The sequence below is a fragment of the Aeromonas sp. V90_14 genome (genome assembly GCF_029967615.1).
Classification (GTDB): Bacteria; Pseudomonadota; Gammaproteobacteria; order Enterobacterales; family Aeromonadaceae; genus Aeromonas; species Aeromonas hydrophila.
In genome coordinates this window covers 330,035-346,401 of the sequence record NZ_JASCAS010000001.1, presented here as the reverse complement: position 1 = coordinate 346,401, position 16,367 = coordinate 330,035, and the positions used below count along the sequence as shown (strand labels likewise).

12 protein-coding genes are annotated in these 16,367 nt (G+C 63.5%); 3 read left to right on the top strand and 9 right to left on the bottom strand.

The window, feature by feature from the left end; all coding sequences use genetic code 11:
- Window positions 1-18 precede the first annotated feature (18 nt).
- The 9 genes from QLG02_RS01475 to nadK all read right to left on the bottom strand — a co-directional run bounded on the left by QLG02_RS01475 (window position 19) and on the right by nadK (window position 11,993).
- Window positions 19-1,125 (bottom strand): 3-deoxy-7-phosphoheptulonate synthase, encoded by a 1,107-nt coding sequence (locus tag QLG02_RS01475; protein WP_282464322.1) that lies wholly within the window; start codon window positions 1,123-1,125, stop codon window positions 19-21.
- 259 nt (window positions 1,126-1,384) lie between these two features.
- A complete protein-coding gene (locus QLG02_RS01470; RefSeq protein WP_042065747.1) occupies window positions 1,385-2,191 on the bottom strand; it encodes a siderophore-interacting protein in 807 nt (268 codons plus the stop codon).
- 171 nt (window positions 2,192-2,362) lie between these two features.
- Complete coding sequence (locus QLG02_RS01465; protein ID WP_282464321.1) at window positions 2,363-3,736, bottom strand: efflux transporter outer membrane subunit; 1,374 nt, start codon at window positions 3,734-3,736, stop codon at window positions 2,363-2,365.
- Window positions 3,733-5,676 carry a MacB family efflux pump subunit gene (locus QLG02_RS01460; protein ID WP_282464320.1) on the bottom strand — a complete coding sequence of 648 codons (1,944 nt, stop codon included), beginning with the start codon at window positions 5,674-5,676 and terminating at the stop codon, window positions 3,733-3,735. The genes QLG02_RS01465 and QLG02_RS01460 overlap by 4 nt, the downstream gene beginning before the upstream one ends.
- The gene (macA, locus tag QLG02_RS01455) at window positions 5,673-6,836 is read right to left on the bottom strand and encodes a macrolide transporter subunit MacA (protein ID WP_282464319.1); all 1,164 of its coding nucleotides are present in this window, start codon (window positions 6,834-6,836) and stop codon (window positions 5,673-5,675) included. Before macA ends, QLG02_RS01460 begins: the two co-directional genes overlap by 4 nt.
- Window positions 6,837-7,051: 215 nt before the next feature.
- Entirely contained in the window at window positions 7,052-7,492 is a 441-nt protein-coding gene (locus QLG02_RS01450) for a universal stress protein (RefSeq protein WP_016351469.1), read from the bottom strand.
- A gap of 361 nt (window positions 7,493-7,853) precedes the next feature.
- A complete protein-coding gene (locus QLG02_RS01445; protein WP_266140915.1) occupies window positions 7,854-8,747 on the bottom strand; it encodes a DHHA2 domain-containing protein in 894 nt (297 codons plus the stop codon).
- Window positions 8,748-9,332: 585 nt separating this feature from the next.
- On the bottom strand, window positions 9,333-10,997 hold the full coding sequence (recN, locus tag QLG02_RS01440) for a DNA repair protein RecN (protein WP_011706784.1): 1,665 nt from the start codon (window positions 10,995-10,997) through the stop codon (window positions 9,333-9,335).
- Between the two features lie 111 nt (window positions 10,998-11,108).
- On the bottom strand, window positions 11,109-11,993 hold the full coding sequence (nadK, locus tag QLG02_RS01435; protein ID WP_005303013.1) for an NAD(+) kinase: 885 nt from the start codon (window positions 11,991-11,993) through the stop codon (window positions 11,109-11,111).
- A 268-nt stretch (window positions 11,994-12,261) separates the two neighbouring features.
- Here nadK and grpE point away from each other — a divergent pair, with 268 nt between their 5' ends.
- The 3 genes from grpE (at window position 12,262) to dnaJ (ending at window position 16,325) form a co-directional block, all read left to right on the top strand.
- On the top strand, window positions 12,262-12,837 hold the full coding sequence (gene grpE / locus QLG02_RS01430) for a nucleotide exchange factor GrpE (protein ID WP_011706782.1): 576 nt from the start codon (window positions 12,262-12,264) through the stop codon (window positions 12,835-12,837).
- A gap of 303 nt (window positions 12,838-13,140) precedes the next feature.
- The gene (gene dnaK / locus QLG02_RS01425) at window positions 13,141-15,069 is read left to right on the top strand and encodes a molecular chaperone DnaK (RefSeq protein ID WP_011706781.1); all 1,929 of its coding nucleotides are present in this window, start codon (window positions 13,141-13,143) and stop codon (window positions 15,067-15,069) included.
- 113 nt (window positions 15,070-15,182) lie between these two features.
- Window positions 15,183-16,325, top strand: coding sequence for a molecular chaperone DnaJ (dnaJ, locus tag QLG02_RS01420; protein WP_011706780.1), 1,143 nt, complete (start codon window positions 15,183-15,185; stop codon window positions 16,323-16,325).
- The last annotated feature ends 42 nt before the right edge of the window (window positions 16,326-16,367 follow it).

Here is a 16,367-nt window from a genome sequence, read left to right as displayed (position 1 = left end):
CTTATTGCTGATGGTCGTTCAACTTGCCAGCTGGGCATGCCAGCGGGCGATGTCCGGTTGTGCCCGACCAGGGTGCTGGCGCCGTGTCTCGACGGCCTCTGCCAGCATGGCGAGCAGGGTCTGGGTATCGTCCCAGCACAGGCAGGCATCGGTGACCGACTGGCCATATACCAGCTCGGTCAGCGGCGCCGGTTTCTGGCTGCCCCCCTGCAGGAAGCTCTCGACCATGACGGCGGCGATGGTGTCGCTGCCTTCCCCCAGCTGGCGGCAGAGCTCTCCTGCCACCCGGATCTGGTTCTTGTGCAGCTTCTGGCTGTTGCCGTGGCTGCAATCCACCATCAGTCGGGGCGTGAGCCCCTGCCGTGCCAGTCGCTCGGCCGCCTCTTCCACGTCGCTCTGGTGATAATTGGGGCGGGTACCGCCGCGCAAGATGATGTGGCCGGCCGGGTTGCCCTCACTCTTGATCACCACCATGCCGCCCTGGCTGCCGGGGGCGGTAAACAGGTGGGAGGCTTCGCTGGCTTGAATGGCATCGATGGCCACCCGTATGTTGCCATCGGTACCGTTCTTGAAGCCGATGGGGCAGGGCAGGGCCGAAGCCAGCTGCCGGTGCACCTGTGACTCCGTGGTACGGGCGCCGATCGCTCCCCAGCTGATGAGATCGGCCAGGTAGAGGAAGCTGGTGGTGTCGAGAAACTCGGTGGCGGTGGCCAGCCCCAGCTGGTTGATGTCGAGCAGCAGCTGGCGTGCCAGTTGCAGGCCATGGCCTATGTCGTTGCTGCCGTCCAGATGAGGATCGAACACCAGCCCCTTCCAGCCCACCGTGGTGCGGGGCTTCTCGAAATAGGTGCGCATCACTATCTGCAGCCGATCCCGATAGTCGTGGGCCAGCACTGCCAGCCGCCGGGCGTAATCGAGGGCGGCGAGGGGATCGTGAATGGAGCAGGGACCGATGACCACCAGCAGGCGATCGTCTTCCCCGCTCAGGATCTGGCGAACCTGCTGACGGTGCTGATCGATCCGGGTTGCCAGGTCGGCGGGACAGGGGTGAAGTGCCAACAGGTCGGCAGGAGTGGGAAGAGCCTCCACCGCGAAGGCGCGCATTACCGAGTTCAAGACTGCCATCTGGATTACCTTGCTGTGCAAATGGAGTGAATGACGTGCACTCCACACCGGGACCCGGGCGAGGGAGCTACAATGGGGCGTCATCACCTGTTATTGTTGAGAGTGATTATCATTATCTTGTTGTCGGCCACAAATGCAAGCACAACCGAGCGGCATACCAGAATGGGGGGGAGAGCAGGCGGGTGGCATTGCACCAATGGCAATCAAGCCCATGGCCGGCAGACCATGAGCTTGATATTTCAGGGTCAAATCAGCTGATTCAGCTGTCCATCACGTCGTGACGCGCATGGTGATAGGCCTCTTCATCCTTGCCATGGCGCCAGTAGGGCACGGCGTAGACCCGGGTGCGATCCACCTCGAGTGTGCGCCGCACGTGGCGGCGCATGGGGACCACCAATCCCTCTTCCCCGCCGAACCAGAAGTAGCTCTGTTGCTCCTCCAGCGGCAGGGCGGTGAAGTACTCCACCAGCGGCGCCGTCTCTTCGGGGGAGCCGACAAACCAGCGCAGGGTCACCCCGGCGGGCAGCGACAGATCCTGCACATCTTCCTGATAGGGCACCAGCAGGGCGATGTGGCCACGGGCATCGGCGGGCATCACCTCGGCCATGGCGCTGATGGCGGGCAGGGCGGTGAGATCCCCCACCATGTAGTAGTGGCTGGCAGGCTGCAACATGGGGTCCGGACCACCTGGGCCCGAGATGGCCAGCAGGTCGCCTGGCTTGACCTCGTTGGCAAAGCGGCTGGCGGGGCCGCCATCGCCGTGCAGGGCGAAGTCGATATCCAGCTCCAGCGCCTCGCGGCGAAACGCGCGAATGGTGAAGGTGCGCATGATGGGGCGCTGGCTCGGATCTTCCCAGCGCGGCCCCTGCGGGGTGGGGGTGGGCAGCACGGCGTGGGCCTGGCCCGGCTGGGGCAGCATGATCTTGATATGGGCGCCGCCACAGGTGAAGGGGTAGTCAGCGAGCTCCGGGCTGGTCAGGCAGATCCGGCGCAGGTGCGGGCTCACATCCTGAATGTGCTTGACCGTGAGCAGACGGGGACGATTGACCGGGGCGGACTGGGACATGGGCATACTCCTGACTGATAATGGCGCCCATTTTTCATTAAATGAAAATTATTATCAATTGCTTTGTGTGCCAGCGGTCAGACCCTGGCCGAGGGGAAAAGGCACACAAGGGGAGAAATAAGGGAGATGCCTCATGCCCTCGCACCGCGCGAGGGCATGAGGCAAGGCCGGTCAGCTGCGATCGCTGCCCCCCAGCGCTTTATAGATCCTGGCCATGGTGTTGAGCTGCTCCTTCTGCTGGCCGAGCAGGGCGAGCTCGGCATCCCACAACCGGTTCTGCTCATCCAGCCAGGGTTGCACCCCGGTGGCGCCGGCCTGGTAGCGGGCTCTGGCCAGCCGCTCCGCCTCCTTGGCAAAGTCCAGCTGCTCAGCCAGGTAGTTCAGGCGCTGCTCGCCGTGGTGGCGGGCGGCCAGACCATCTTCCACCTCCACCAGCGCGCTGTAGAGCTGCTTGCGAAACTCCGCTTCGGCTATCTGGTAATCGAGCCTGGAGCCCGCGATGGCGAGCCGGGTCTTGTTGTACTCGAGGAAGGGCAGCGCCAGCGTGGCGCCCAGGGTACCCACCGGGTTTTGCAGCACCTGGGTCAGGGTGTCCGAGCTGCTGCTGGCCCCGCCGGTCAGGCTCAGGGTGGGGTAGAAACCGGTGCGGATCTCGTCCCCCTTCGCCAGGGTCTTGCGCAGGCGCAGCTCGGCGGCGCGCACGTCGGGCCGCCGCGCCAGTACATCGGCAGGAATGCCGACCGCCAGCGTGGGGATGGGGGCCGTCGGCAGCGCCTTGGGTTCGAACGCCAGCGGGCCGCTGCTGCGACCGAGCAACAGCCGCAGGGCATTGCGGGCCTGCTCCTGCTGCATCAGGAGCGAGCTGAGCTCCGCCTGCTTGCCGGCTTTTTGCTGGCTGGCCTGCACCAGGTCGAGCCGGGTCACGGCGCCGGCTCGGTACTTGGCCTGGGTCAGCTGCTCGGCGCGCTCATAGTTGGCGAGCTGCTGCTGGCCGAGGGTGATGGCCGAGCCGAGATAGGCCAGTTGCCAGTACTGCTCCAGCGCCTTGCCGATCAGCATCAGGCGGGTGGCGGCCAGATCCTGGGCGGAGGCCTCGGCCTCCCAGCTCGCCTGATCCCGTATCGAGGCGAGCCGGCCCCACAGATCCACCTCGTAGCCGAGGGTCAGGGAGGGGCCCATGCTGCCGCTGGCCTTGCCGCTGTTCAGATCCTTGGTGCCATTGCCGCTGATGCCGGCATTGACCGAGGGGGTCAGGTTGGTGTCGGCCAGATCGGCGCCTAGCAGGGCGCTGCGCAGGCGCAGGCCGGCTACCTGCATGTCCGGGTTGGCGGCCAGCACGGCCTCGATCAGCCGATCCAGCTCGGGGTCGTGGAAGCCTTGCCACCAGGGGCCTGCCTGCTGCCGGGTGAGACCGTCGTCCGGCTGTTGCCAGTGGTCGGCCAACGCCAGCTCTTGCCGCTGATAGCTGCTCTGCTGGCTGCAGGCGCCGAGACCGAGCGCCAGGGTGAGGCAGAGCCCCAGTTTGGATAAGTGGTGCATCGTCATTCCCTCGCCAGCGCCTCGACCGGGTCGAGCCGGGCGGCATTGCGGGCGGGCAGGTAGCCAAACAGGATCCCGATGAGCGAGGAACAGCCAAACGCCATCAGGATGGAAAAGAGCGAGAAGTGCATCTGGATGCTCTCCACGAACAAAGAGAAGAGCAGGCCGATGAAGAGGGAGACGCCGACCCCGAGCATGCCGCCCAGCAGGCTCACCATCACCGCCTCGATCAGAAACTGCTGCAGTATGTCCGACTGGCGGGCGCCGACCGCGATGCGGATGCCGATCTCGCGGGTACGCTCCACCACCGACACCAGCATGATGTTCATCACTCCGACGCCACCGACGATGAGGGAGATCACCGCGATGGCGGAGACCAAGAGCGTCATGGTGGCGGTGGTCTTCTCCACCGACTTGATGATGCTGTCGCTGCTGAAGGTGAAGAAGTCCTTCACCCCGTGGCGCTGGGTCAGCAGCTCGATGGCGGCCTGTTCGGCCAGCGCCGGCTGCACCCCGTCCTTGACCCGGATGGTGAGCTGGCTGAAGTGGTTCTGGGAGATGAGGCGGCTCATCACGGCGCTGTAGGGCAGCCAGACGTTCACCGACTGGCTGCTGCGGCCAAACCCGGTCTCCTCTTCCACCACGCCGATGATGCGCACCGGCAGGGTGCCGACCAGTACCACCTGACCGACGGGATCCTGCTTGCCGAGCAGGCTCTCGATGGTCTTGCCGTCCACCACTGCCACCGCCGCCCGGTTCTGGATGTCGCGCTCGTCGAACAACCGGCCGTTGGTGAGCTTCATCCCCTTGACCCGGAAGAAGTCGTTGCCGACCCCCACTATGCTGCCGCTGCTGGTCTTGTTGCGATAACGCAGCTGGCCGGGGGCGGCTATCTGGGGACTGGCCCCTTCCAGGTAGGGCTGACCGAGCAGGGCATCGAGATCCCGCTTGTTGAGGGTCTGGATGCTGGTCGCCTTCTCGTCCCCCCAATCCTTGCCGGGGAAGATGTCGATGGTGTTGGTGCCCATGGCGTTGATCTGATCGATCACCTTGGCGCGGGCCCCCTGACCGAGCGCCACCACGCTCACCACGGCGGCGATGCCGATGATGATGCCAAGCATGGTGAGGAAGGTGCGCATGCGGTGGGCCAGCATGGCGTGCAGCGCCATGCGCGCCGCTTCCCGGTAGCGATCCCAGTCGTGGCCAGCTCCTTCCTTGCCGGCAGGGGCGGCGGTCGGAGTCACGGGGACGGCCGCCGGCTTGCGGCCGCTGTCCTCCTGCACCCGGCCATCTTTCAGGGTGATGATCCGGTCGGCGTGGCTGGCCACCTCCATGTCGTGGGTCACCAGAATGATGGTGTGGCCCTGGGCGTGCAGCTCCTTGAGAATGGCCATCACCTCCTTGCCGCTCTGGCTGTCGAGGGCCCCGGTCGGTTCGTCCGCCAGGATCACCTCGCCGCCGTTGGCCAGCGCCCGGGCGATACTGACCCGCTGCTGCTGGCCGCCGGAGAGCTGGCTCGGGGTGTGATGGCTGCGATCGCTGAGCCCCAGTCGCGTGAGCAGCGCCTGGGAGCGGGCCTGGCGCTCGGCCCGCGGCGTACCGGCATAGACGGCCGGGATCTCCACGTTGGCGGCGGCATTGAGGTGCGGCAGCAGGTGGTAGCGCTGAAAGATGAAGCCGAAGTGGTGGCAACGCAACCGGGCGAGGGAGAGGGCATCCAGGGTCGCGGTATCCTGGCCGCGAAACAGGTACTGGCCGCTGCTCGGCCGATCGAGGCAGCCCAGCAGGTTCATCAGGGTCGACTTGCCGGAGCCGGAGGCGCCGACGATGGCGATCATCTCCCCCGCCTCGATGGTGAGGTCGAGCGAATGGAGCACGGTCACTTCCTGCTCCCCGCTCTGGTAGCGGCGCTCGATCCCCTTGAGCTGGATCAGCGGCTCGCTCACAGCATGATCTCCACGTCATTGTTGCTGGCCGGCTTGCCCTGGCCCAGGGTGACTTTCTCCTGCTCGCTCAGACCGCTGACCACTTCGATCTTGATGTCGTCCTTCATGCCGGTCTTGATGCGGCGGGTCTCCTTCTGATCGTCCTCCTTGAGCAGGGTGACCTCGTACTCGTTTTCACCGAGCTTCTTGCCAAGGGCGGTCTGCGGAATGGTCAGCACCTGTTTGCGCTCGCCGAGCACTATGGTGACCTGGGTGGTCATGGCGACCCGCAGGGTGTGATCGGGGTTTGGCACATCGAACAGGGCGTAATAGTAGACGGCGGCGTTGCTGGTGGCCGTGGTGCTGGTGGCCTGCTCGTTGATGTTGGTGGGGGCCAGCTCGACGGTGCGCAGGGTGCCGTGGTAGCGGGTATCCGGATCCCCCATCAGGGTGAAGTAGACCGGCATGCCGGCCTTGACCCGGGTGACGTCCGCTTCCGAGATCTGCGCCTTGACCGTCATGGTCTCCAGGTTGGCGAGCTTGAGCAGGGTCGGCACCGTCTGGCTGGCGGCCAAGGTCTGGCCCTGACGGGTCACAATGCTGACGACGGTGCCATCCATAGGGGCCTGAATGCGGTTGTAGCCGAGCTCGGTCTTGGTTCGCTCCACCTTGATCTGGGCATTCTCGACCTCGGCCTGGGCGCTTTGCAGCTCGGCCCTGGTCACGGCCAGGAGGGCTTCGGCGCTCTCCAGATCGGCGCGCGAGCTTGCCTCCTGCCTGAACATCTGCTGCTGACGGCGCCAGCTCAGCTCGTTCTGCTTGAGCTGGGCCTGCTTGATCTTGAGCTGGGCGCGGCGGCTGGCGAGATCCGCCTCGGCGGTCTTGAGGTTGTTCTGGGCGATGAGCGGGTCGATCTCGGCCAGCAAATCCCCCTGCTTGACCTTCTGGCCCGCTTCCACCGCGAGATAGGTGACCTGGCCGGAGACCTGGGCACCGACGTCCACCTGCTCGATGGCCTGCAGCACCCCGCTGGCCAGCACAGTCTGTTCCACGTCCTGACGGGTCACCTGGGCGGTCAGCACCGGCTCGGGCGCCTTGCTCGGCCAGATCAGCCAGCCGATGGCGAGCAAGAGGATGAGGGCGAGCAGGGCAATTTTTCTCTGCTGGGGAGTTATGTTCATGTTTCACCTGAAAGAAGCGAACGAAGGCGTGCAAGGGCAATATCCTGCAGCAAACGAGGCTTAAAAAACAGCGATGAATATGTAAGGAAACATGTAGATAGCCTTGTCATTAGGCCGGGGCAATGAGGAAGGCAAGCAGGGGATAGCGGGGTAAAAAGGACCCCGAAAGGGAGCTGGCAACAGGGTGCCCACCTCGCGGGTGGGCACCCTGGTCATCAACCGACGGCTTTGAGCTGCTCGCTGTAGGGCTCGTGGCAGATCTGGATGTCGATCGGCAGCTTGTAGATGAGCAGGCGGGCGAGGGAGCCTTCCATCCAGTGGTGGCGGCTGCCGACCAGCAGCAGATCGGTCGGGTGGGCGGCCAGCCAGCGTTTCAGGTCGGGCACCACGTCATCGACCACCAGACACTGGTAATCCACCGGGTGCTGCAGGGTGGTGATGAGTTCGCTGATGATGGCCTTGGCATCCAGCGTGCCCTGGGCGCTGCGCTCCTCTTCCGACAGCGACAGGCTCTTGCGGCGCATCTTGCTGCTGTGGGTCAGGTGCAACAGGGTCAGCTCGCCCCCCATGGCTTGTGCCAATTGACTCGCTTTGGCCAGCGTCTCCTGCTCGTAATCCTTGCCTTCCAGCAACAGCACAATATTGGTTGAGGTCATAAGCAGTTCTCCCTTGGCATGGCGCGGGTCACCCGGGACAAACGGCCTGTCCCATACCACTGTGTGCCCGCTATGTGTCGCATAGCACGAACCTGGCTCTCTGTACGGCAGGCGTCACCTCGTGTCGGTGATGCATCGCCAGGCCATGTTCGTTTACATCATCATAACAGACTGAGTTGAATGGAAAATGAAGGAAAACCGGGTTTTGGCGGGAAAATGGGATACGAGGCGTTAAAAGTGTGAGCAAAGCATGAGTCGTCTGGCCGGGAAGCGCCGTGAATGGGCCGGTGAGGCAGATATTGAGGGGGGCTGAAAAGAGGAGTGGGCGGCGAGCCGGCAGAGGCCGGCCCGCCGCCTGGGGTCAGACCTGCTCGCCGGAGAGATAGCGGGTCAGCCAGGGCAGCCCCTCCTTCTTGCGGCTGACGGCACCAACCAGATGCGTCGGCTGCTCGGGCAGAATGCCGTTGCTGGCGAAGTAGAGCTGGCTGCCCCCCTTGGCCAGGTCGGTCAGCATCAACACATAGGCATCCAGCTCGTCCTGCATCAGCCGCGCTTGCATGGCTTGTTCCAGCTCGGCCTGGCGGCTGTGCAGCTGGGCGGGATCCATCACGCAGATCTGGCTGACATAGAGCTGGTAGCCGGCGATCTGGTAGGCCTTCTCATCGGCGGCAAGCAGCTCGGTCATGGGGGCGTCACCGAGCTGGGTGCGCCGTTCCAGCAGGGTCTGGGCAAAAGGCTCCAGCGCCAGATCGGCCAGCGGCAGCAGGGCATGGACGGCGGCGCGGTCGCGGGCCGTGGTGGTGGGCGAGGTGAGGCTGAAGGTATCGCTGATGATGGCCCCCAGCAGCAGGCGAGCCTGGGCGCGGGAGAGGGTGTCATAGCCCATCAGCTCCAGCAGCACGGTGGCGCTGCACCCGACGGCCCGGATCCAGGCATCGAGCGGGCCCCGGGTGATGAGGGTACCGATGCGATGGTGATCGATGAGGCCCTGCACGTCCGCCTCGGCCAGCCCTTCTGGGCCCTGCTCCAGCTCGCTGAAATCCACCAGGAACACCTCCTTGTTGGCCACGCTGCCCTGCAGCAGAGGAGGGGCGGCAACGCCGGCGGTTTCCAGAATGAATCGGGTTTCCGCAATGGGCTCACCGAGGGCGTAGGCCTGAGCCGGCCGACCCTGGCGATTGAGCCAGTCGGCGGCAACCAGAGCGGTACAGATACTGTCGCTGTCGGGATTCTTGTGACCAAACACGTGGAGCATGGTGCCATTCCTGCGGTTGATGACGTACCTGAGGCAAGATCAGGTATGCGGGGCAAATGGGAAAACAGGGGCTGACCCCCGCTCTGGTTTCACTCTATGCGCCGTCCCTGCTGATGGCAACCGGCGCAGGCCGCCCTACGGCGGGCGAAACCCTGTGGTCAAAGGGGCGCACACTTCTGCTGCTGAATCGTCTTGGGGCAGGGCAGGGAGGCAGACCAGGGCAGCAGATTAGGGCAGGGAGGCAAGCCCGGACAGGGAGACAAGCGGGAGGAGATGGCTGTGTGGCAAGCGCCGGCGGGCTCGCTAATCGCCGCAAGGTTCACGTTGCAAGAGGTGGATAGAGGGATGGGCAAGCAAAGAGATGAGACTGTGGCTCGGGTTGGTTAGCGACAAGGATGCTCCAACCCGGTCAGGCAGCCGTGACCATGCAAAGCGCCATGGAGTGCTCTCTCCAGGATGCGGCAACGGCGGCATGGTGATGATGCACCAGCTGCTAAGCCACAAACCGCTGTCACCAGCTGGCGGGGTGACGCGGGGTCCCTGTTCCTCACCGTGGGCCCCGCGTGCAGATGGCTGACCTGTATCTCAGCAGGCCAGCAATTCGCGGGCGTTGGCCAGGGTATTGTCGGTGATCTGGTCTCCCCCCAGCAGGCGGGCCAGCTCGTTGAGACGGGCCCCTTGATCCAGCGCCTGCATCTGGGTTTCCGTGGTCTTGCCGTCGGTGTGCTTGCTGACCACCATGTGCTGATGGCCTTTGCCTGCCACCTGCGGCAGGTGGGTGACCACCATCACCTGGGTGGATTCACCCAGCTGGCGCAGCAGGCGGCCCACCACGGCGGCAGTCGGACCGCTGATCCCCACGTCCACTTCGTCGAAGATCAGGGTGGGGGTGGAGACCTTGCGGGCGCTGATGACCACGATGGCCAGGCTGATGCGCGACAGCTCACCGCCGGAGGCCACCTTGCCGAGCGGCTGGATGGGCTGGCCCGGGTTGGTGGTGACCATGAACTCCACCCGATCGATGCCAAGGGGCGAGAGGCTGCTCTGGGCATCGGGGCGTACCTCGATGGCGAAGCGGCCATCCGGCATCGCCAGCTCGTGCATGCTGGCACTCACCTTGGCGCCGAGCTCCTCGGCGTAGCGCTGGCGACTCTGGCTCAGGGCCTCGGCGGCTTGTACGAAGGCCAGGCGGGCTTCGGCCAGCTCGTCTTCCATCCCCTCCAGCCGCTCCTCGTCGGAGTTGAGGCGCGCCAGATCGGCGGCCAGCTCCTGATGGTGCAGAGCCAGCTCGGCCGGTTTGACGTGGTGCTTGCGGGCCAGATTGATGGCCTTGGAGAGGCGGGCTTCCAGCTCGTTGAAACGCTCGGGATCCAGCTCCAGCCGATCCAGATAATTGCGCAGCTCGCTGTGGCTCTCCTGCACCCCGATCAGCGCTTCGTTGAGCATGCCGAGCACGTCGCCAAGCCGGCTATCCATGGCAACCAGGCTCTCGGCCCGATCGACGACGGTCTGCAGCAGGCCGGCGATGGTGGTCTCCTCGTTGTCATAGAGCAGGTCGAGACAGGCGCCGCACTCCTGCATCAGCTCGGTGCCGTTGGCCAGCCGCTGGTGCTCCTCTTCAATCTCTTCAAACTCCCCCGGCTGCAGGGCGAACTCGTCCAGCTCCTGCACCTGATATTCGATGAGCTGGCGACGGGCCTCCCGCTGCTGCTGCTCGGCCTTGAGCCGGTTGAGTTCGTTCTGCAGCTGGCGCCACTGCTGGTAGTGGCGACGCACCTCATCGAGCAGCAGATGATGGCCGGCGTAGCCATCGAGCAGGGCAAGCTGGTAGTCGGGTTTGAGCAACATCTGGTGGGCATGCTGGCCATGGACGTTGACCAGCAGCTGGCCCAGGTTCTTGAGCTGGGTGAGGGGTACGGGCACGCCGTTGATGTAGCTGCGCGAGCGCCCCTCGGCGGAGATGACCCGCCGCACGATGCACTCCCCTTCGTTTTCCAGCTCGTTGGTGGCGAGCCAGGCGCGGGCGGCAGGGTTGCCGTCCAGCAGGAAGCGGGCGCTGACCTCGCTCTTGTCGCTGTCCGGTCGCACCATGCCGGCCTCGGCCCGTTCACCCAGGCACAGGCCCAGGGCGTCGATGGCGATGGATTTACCGGCCCCGGTCTCACCCGTGATGCAGGTCATGCCCGGTTGCAGATCGAGTTCGAGAAACTTGACGATGGCGAAGTTGTTGACGGTCAGCTGGGTCAGCATGGTCTCATCCTGTATGGGCCAACATTACTGTGTATGCATCCAGTATATACTGGTTTTCCATACAGTAAAGAGTCGACCCGCATCAGGATGCGCAGGAACGTCAAACGTGGGTCAGAACAGCTTGCTGCCCCAGCCGAGCTTGTTGCGCAGCACGTGGAAGTAGCTGTAATCGAGCGGATGCACCAGATGCAGCTTGTGGCTGCTCTTCTTGATGAGGATCTCGTCACCCGGGTGGACTGCCAGGGTCACCTGACCGTCGCAGCTCACCTGCATGGCGTCGTCCTGATTGTCCGGTGAGACCAGCAGCCGCACTTCGCTGTCGGCGTCCAGCACGATGGGGCGGCTGCTCAGGGTGTGCGGGAACATGGGCACCAGCGTGATGGCATTGAGCTTGGGGGTGAGGATGGCGCCCCCCGCCGACAATGAATAGGCGGTGGAGCCGGTGGGGGTGGCCACTATGATGCCGTCCGAGCGCTGGCTGTACATGAAGCTGCCATCGATATAGACCTCGAACTCGATCATGTGGGCAATCTTGCCCGGGTGCAGCACCGCCTCGTTGACCGCCAGGTTGTTGGACTTGCGCTCGCCGTGGCGATAGACCGCCGCCTCCAGCAGGAAGCGGTGCTCGCTCTTGTAGTGGCCGCACAGCACCTGCTCCAGCGGCAGCAGGTAATCCTGCGGCGAGAGATCGGTGAGAAAACCGAGGTTGCCCCGGTTCACCCCGATCACCGCCACGTCGAAGCGCGACAGCACCCGCGCGGCCCCCAGCATGTTGCCGTCACCGCCGACCACGATGGCGAGATCGGCCTGCTGGCCCAGCTGCACCAGGTCCATCACGTTCTCGTCCATGATGCCGAGGGCATGGGCCACCCGGCTCTCCACCAGTACCCGAAAACCGCGGGTGGTCAGGTATTGATGCAGGCCGGTCAGGGTCTGGTTGGCCCCTTCGTGGTGGGGTTTGCCAATCAGGGCGATGGTTTTGAACGGAGAATCCATAGTCTGTCGGGTCTGGGATGAGTATTGGGGGAGTATACCGCGCTTTGGGGGGGATTTGTCTGCCACCGGCTGGTCCGGCCGCAGCGGATGCCGGGAAAAAGCCCCAAATTGCCCGCCACCGCACGCTCTTGGTGAGAATGGCGCCCTTTTCCCCTTGAAAGCCGGGGATCCATCCCCATAATAGCGCCAACATAGTCGGCCCATTGCCGTCCGGTCGCTCAACCGGGTGGTCGGGCCCTCAATAAGTAACCCCGGAATTGGAGATGTCATGAACCACGAAGAACAAAAGGTTGAAGCGATGGAGCAAGTAGAAGCCCAGCCAGTCGAGCCGACCGATGTAGACAGTGAAGTGACAGCCGAGCAGGCCCGCATTGCCGAGCTTGAGGCACAACTGGATGCTGCCCAGCAAGCCTCCCTCGAGGAGCGCGAGCGTGCCATTCGTGCCGTCGCCGAGATGGAAAACCTGCGTCGCCGTGCGGCCCAGGACGTGGAGAAGGCCCACAAGTTCGCGCTGGAGAAGTTCGCCGCCGAGCTCTTGCCGGTACTGGACAACCTAGAGCGTGCCATCGAGCTGGCCGACAAGGAAAACGAGGCGCTCAAGCCGATGATCGAAGGGGTCGAGCTGACCCTGAAATCCATGCAGAGCTCGGTCGGCAAGTTCGGCCTCAACCCGCTGGACCCGCTCAATCAGCCGTTCGACCCCAATGCCCATCAGGCGATGAGCATGATCGAGAACGCCGAGCTTGCCCCCAACACCGTCATTGCGGTGATGCAGAAGGGTTACGAGCTCAACGGCCGCGTCATTCGTCCGGCCATGGTGATGGTCTCCAAGGCTCCGGCCTGAGCCCCATCGCTGTGCTGAGCCCGCCGCTCGGCGGGCTTTTTATTGGCAAGTGCCCCGGCCCTGTGGTTGCCGGGGGCACAGATAGCCGGTCTTCATCCTGCCAATGGCAATGAATGAAGACAGGTTTTTTCAGGGCGGGGCTTGAAGCGGCGGCTTGCGACCCCATATAGGATGCAAGGCCACGGCGGCACAAAAAATTTGATGCCGGGAGCTTGAAAGCCAGATTGGCAGCCCCCACCTAGCCGTTAACGCATTAAGGCGAGCCCCTCGCCAGTTTATTCAAAGTATTTGGAGATTCGTCAAATGGGTAAAATCATCGGTATTGACTTGGGTACTACCAACTCCTGCGTCGCTATTCTGGATGGCGACCATGCTCGCGTGATCGAGAACGCGGAAGGCGACCGTACTACTCCGTCCATCATTGCCTATGCCGATGACGGCGAAATCCTGGTTGGTCAGCCGGCCAAGCGCCAAGCCATCACCAACCCGAAGAACACGCTGTTCGCCATCAAGCGTCTGATCGGCCGTCGTTTCGAAGATGACGAAGTACAGCGCGATCTGGAGATCATGCCGTACGCCATCGCCAAGGCCGACAACGGTGACGCCTGGGTAGAAGTCAAAGGCAAGAAAATGGCACCGCCGCAGATCTCTGCCGAAGTGCTGAAGAAAATGAAGAAGACCGCCGAAGATTATCTGGGCGAGCCGGTGACCGAAGCGGTCATCACAGTGCCGGCCTACTTCAACGATGCCCAGCGTCAGGCTACCAAGGATGCCGGTCGCATCGCCGGTCTGGATGTAAAACGCATCATCAACGAACCGACTGCCGCAGCTTTCGCCTACGGCGTGAACAAGGTCAAGGGCGAGCGCAAGGTTGCCGTGTATGACCTGGGTGGCGGTACTTTCGACATCTCCATCATCGAGATCGACGAAGTAGAAGGCGAGACCACCTTCGAAGTACTGGCGACCAACGGCAACACCCACCTGGGTGGTGAAGACTTCGACAACCGCGTCATCAACTACCTGGTTGAAGAGTTCAAGCGCGAGCAGGGCATCGACCTGCGCAAGGATCAGCTGGCTCTGCAACGTCTGAAAGACGCGGCCGAGAAAGCCAAGATCGAGCTCTCTTCCGCCCAGCAGACCGACGTCAACCTGCCGTACATCACTGCAGATGCCACCGGTCCGAAACACATGAACATCAAGGTGACCCGCGCCAAGCTGGAATCCCTGGTAGAAGACATGGTGAAAGACTCCCTGGAGCCGGTCCGTGTCGCTCTGAAAGACTCCGGTCTGGCCGTTGGCGAGATCGACGACGTCATCCTGGTAGGCGGTCAGACCCGCATGCCGATGGTGCAGAAGGCCGTTGCCGACTTCTTCGGCAAAGAGCCGCGCAAAGACGTCAACCCGGACGAAGCCGTGGCCATGGGTGCTGCCATCCAGGGTGCCGTACTGTCCGGTGACAAGACCGACGTACTGCTGCTGGACGTGACCCCGCTCTCGCTGGGTATCGAAACCATGGGCAGCGTGATGACTGCGTTGATCGAGAAGAACACCACCATCCCGACCAAGAAGTCCCAGGTGTTCTCCACTGCCGAAGACAACCAGTCTGCCGTGACCATTCACGTGCTGCAGGGTGAGCGCAAGCGCGCCAGCGACAACAAGTCTCTGGGCCAGTTCAACCTGGAAGGCATCCGTCCGGCACCGCGTGGTCTGCCGCAGATCGAAGTGACCTTCGACATCGACGCCAACGGCATCCTGCACGTCTCCGCCAAAGACAAGGAGACCAACAAGGAGCAGAAGATCACCATCCAGGCCTCCTCTGGTCTGTCTGATGACGAGATCGAACGCATGGTACGCGAAGCCGAAGCCAACGCGGCCGAGGACAAGAAGTTCGAAGAGCTGGTGCAGACCCGCAACCAGGCAGATGGTCTGGTCCACTCCGTCCGCAAGCAGATCACCGAAGCCGGTGAAGCCCTGCCTGCCGACGACAAGACCAAGATCGAAGCCGCGCTGAGCGAGCTGGAAAGCGCCATCAAGGGTGACGACAAGGCTGCCATCGAAGCCAAACAGCAGGCTCTGCTGGAAGCGTCCCAGAAGCTGATGGAAATTGCCCAGCAGCAGGCTCAGGCGCAAGGTGCCGCGGGTGCTGATGCCGGTCAGTCCTCTTCTTCCGCCAAGGCTGACGACGACGTGGTCGACGCCGAGTTCGAAGAAGTGAAAGACGACAAGAAGTAAGCCCGACCCAGATGGGCGAAGCAGGCTTCGCCCATCGGCTTAGTCAATGAATTTACGGGCGTTGGGTGACCAACGCCCGTCTGCGTAACTGCTGATATAGCAACAGGATAAGTATGTCGAAGCGCGATTTCTACGAAGTGCTCGGGGTATCCAAGGATGCCGACGAACGCGAGATCAAGAAGGCGTACAAGCGTCTGGCCATGAAGTATCACCCTGACCGCAACCAGGGCGATGCCGGGGCCGAAGAGAAGTTCAAAGAGGTCAAGGAAGCCTACGAGATCCTGACCGATGCCAATCTGCGTGCCCGCTATGACCAGTACGGTCACGCCGGCGTGGATCAGAGCCAGGGTGGCGGTGGCCACGGCGGCTTTGGCGGCGGCGCCGATTTCGGCGACATCTTCGGCGACGTGTTTGGCGATATTTTTGGTGGCAGCCGTGGCGGCGGCCGTCGTGGCCCGGCCCGTGGCTCCGACCTGCGCTACACCATGGAGCTGACGCTGGAAGAGGCGGTACGCGGGGTCTCCAAGGAGATCAAGGTGCCGACCCTGGTCCACTGCGAAGTCTGTAACGGCTCCGGTGCCCACACCGGCAGCTCGGCCCAGACCTGCCCGACCTGCCACGGCTCCGGCCAGGTGCAGATGCGTCAGGGCTTCTTCGCGGTGCAGCAGGCATGCCCGCACTGCCACGGTCGCGGCAAGATCATCAAGGATCCGTGCCGCAAGTGTCATGGTGAGGGTCGCTACCAGAAGACCAAGACCCTGTCGGTCAAGATCCCGGCTGGCGTTGACACCGGCGATCGCATCCGTCTCTCCGGTGAAGGGGAAGCGGGGGAAGCCGGCGCACCGGCGGGCGATCTGTACGTACAGGTGCACGTCAAGGAGCACGAAATCTTCGTGCGTGACGGCAACAACCTCTACTGCGAAGTGCCCATCAGCTTTACCGCGGCAGCCCTGGGTGGCGAAATTGAAGTGCCGACCCTGGATGGCCGGGTCAAGCTCAAGGTCACCCCGGAGACCCAGACCGGCAAGATGTTCCGCATGCGGGGCAAGGGCGTGAAGTCCGTGCGCTCCGGCCAGGTGGGGGATCTGATGTGCAAGGTGGTGGTGGAGACCCCGGTCAAGCTGACCGAGTCCCAGAAAGAGCTGCTGCGCCAGCTGGACGAGTCCTTCAGCGGCGCCGCCGCCAAGACCCACAAGCCGAAATCGGAAGGCTTCTTCGAAGGGGTGAAACGCTTCTTCGACGATCTGACCAGCTGATTTTCGCGACCCAGATATAAAGAGCCGGCCCTGTGCCGGCTC

Bases quoted from the DNA above. Each gene is read 5' to 3' on its own strand.
- grpE (WP_011706782.1), top strand. From the start codon at position 12,262: ATGAACCACGAAGAACAAAAGGTTGAAGCGATGGAGCAAGTAGAAGCC.
- macA (WP_282464319.1), bottom strand. From the start codon at position 6,836: ATGAACATAACTCCCCAGCAGAGAAAAATTGCCCTGCTCGCCCTCATC.
- nadK (WP_005303013.1), bottom strand. From the start codon at position 11,993: ATGGATTCTCCGTTCAAAACCATCGCCCTGATTGGCAAACCCCACCAC.
- QLG02_RS01450 (WP_016351469.1), bottom strand. From the start codon at position 7,492: ATGACCTCAACCAATATTGTGCTGTTGCTGGAAGGCAAGGATTACGAG.
- QLG02_RS01470 (WP_042065747.1), bottom strand. From the start codon at position 2,191: ATGTCCCAGTCCGCCCCGGTCAATCGTCCCCGTCTGCTCACGGTCAAG.
- QLG02_RS01465 (WP_282464321.1), bottom strand. From the start codon at position 3,736: ATGACGATGCACCACTTATCCAAACTGGGGCTCTGCCTCACCCTGGCG.
- recN (WP_011706784.1), bottom strand. From the start codon at position 10,997: ATGCTGACCCAGCTGACCGTCAACAACTTCGCCATCGTCAAGTTTCTC.
- QLG02_RS01475 (WP_282464322.1), bottom strand. From the start codon at position 1,125: ATGGCAGTCTTGAACTCGGTAATGCGCGCCTTCGCGGTGGAGGCTCTT.
- dnaJ (WP_011706780.1), top strand. From the start codon at position 15,183: ATGTCGAAGCGCGATTTCTACGAAGTGCTCGGGGTATCCAAGGATGCC.
- dnaK (WP_011706781.1), top strand. From the start codon at position 13,141: ATGGGTAAAATCATCGGTATTGACTTGGGTACTACCAACTCCTGCGTC.
- QLG02_RS01445 (WP_266140915.1), bottom strand. From the start codon at position 8,747: ATGCTCCACGTGTTTGGTCACAAGAATCCCGACAGCGACAGTATCTGT.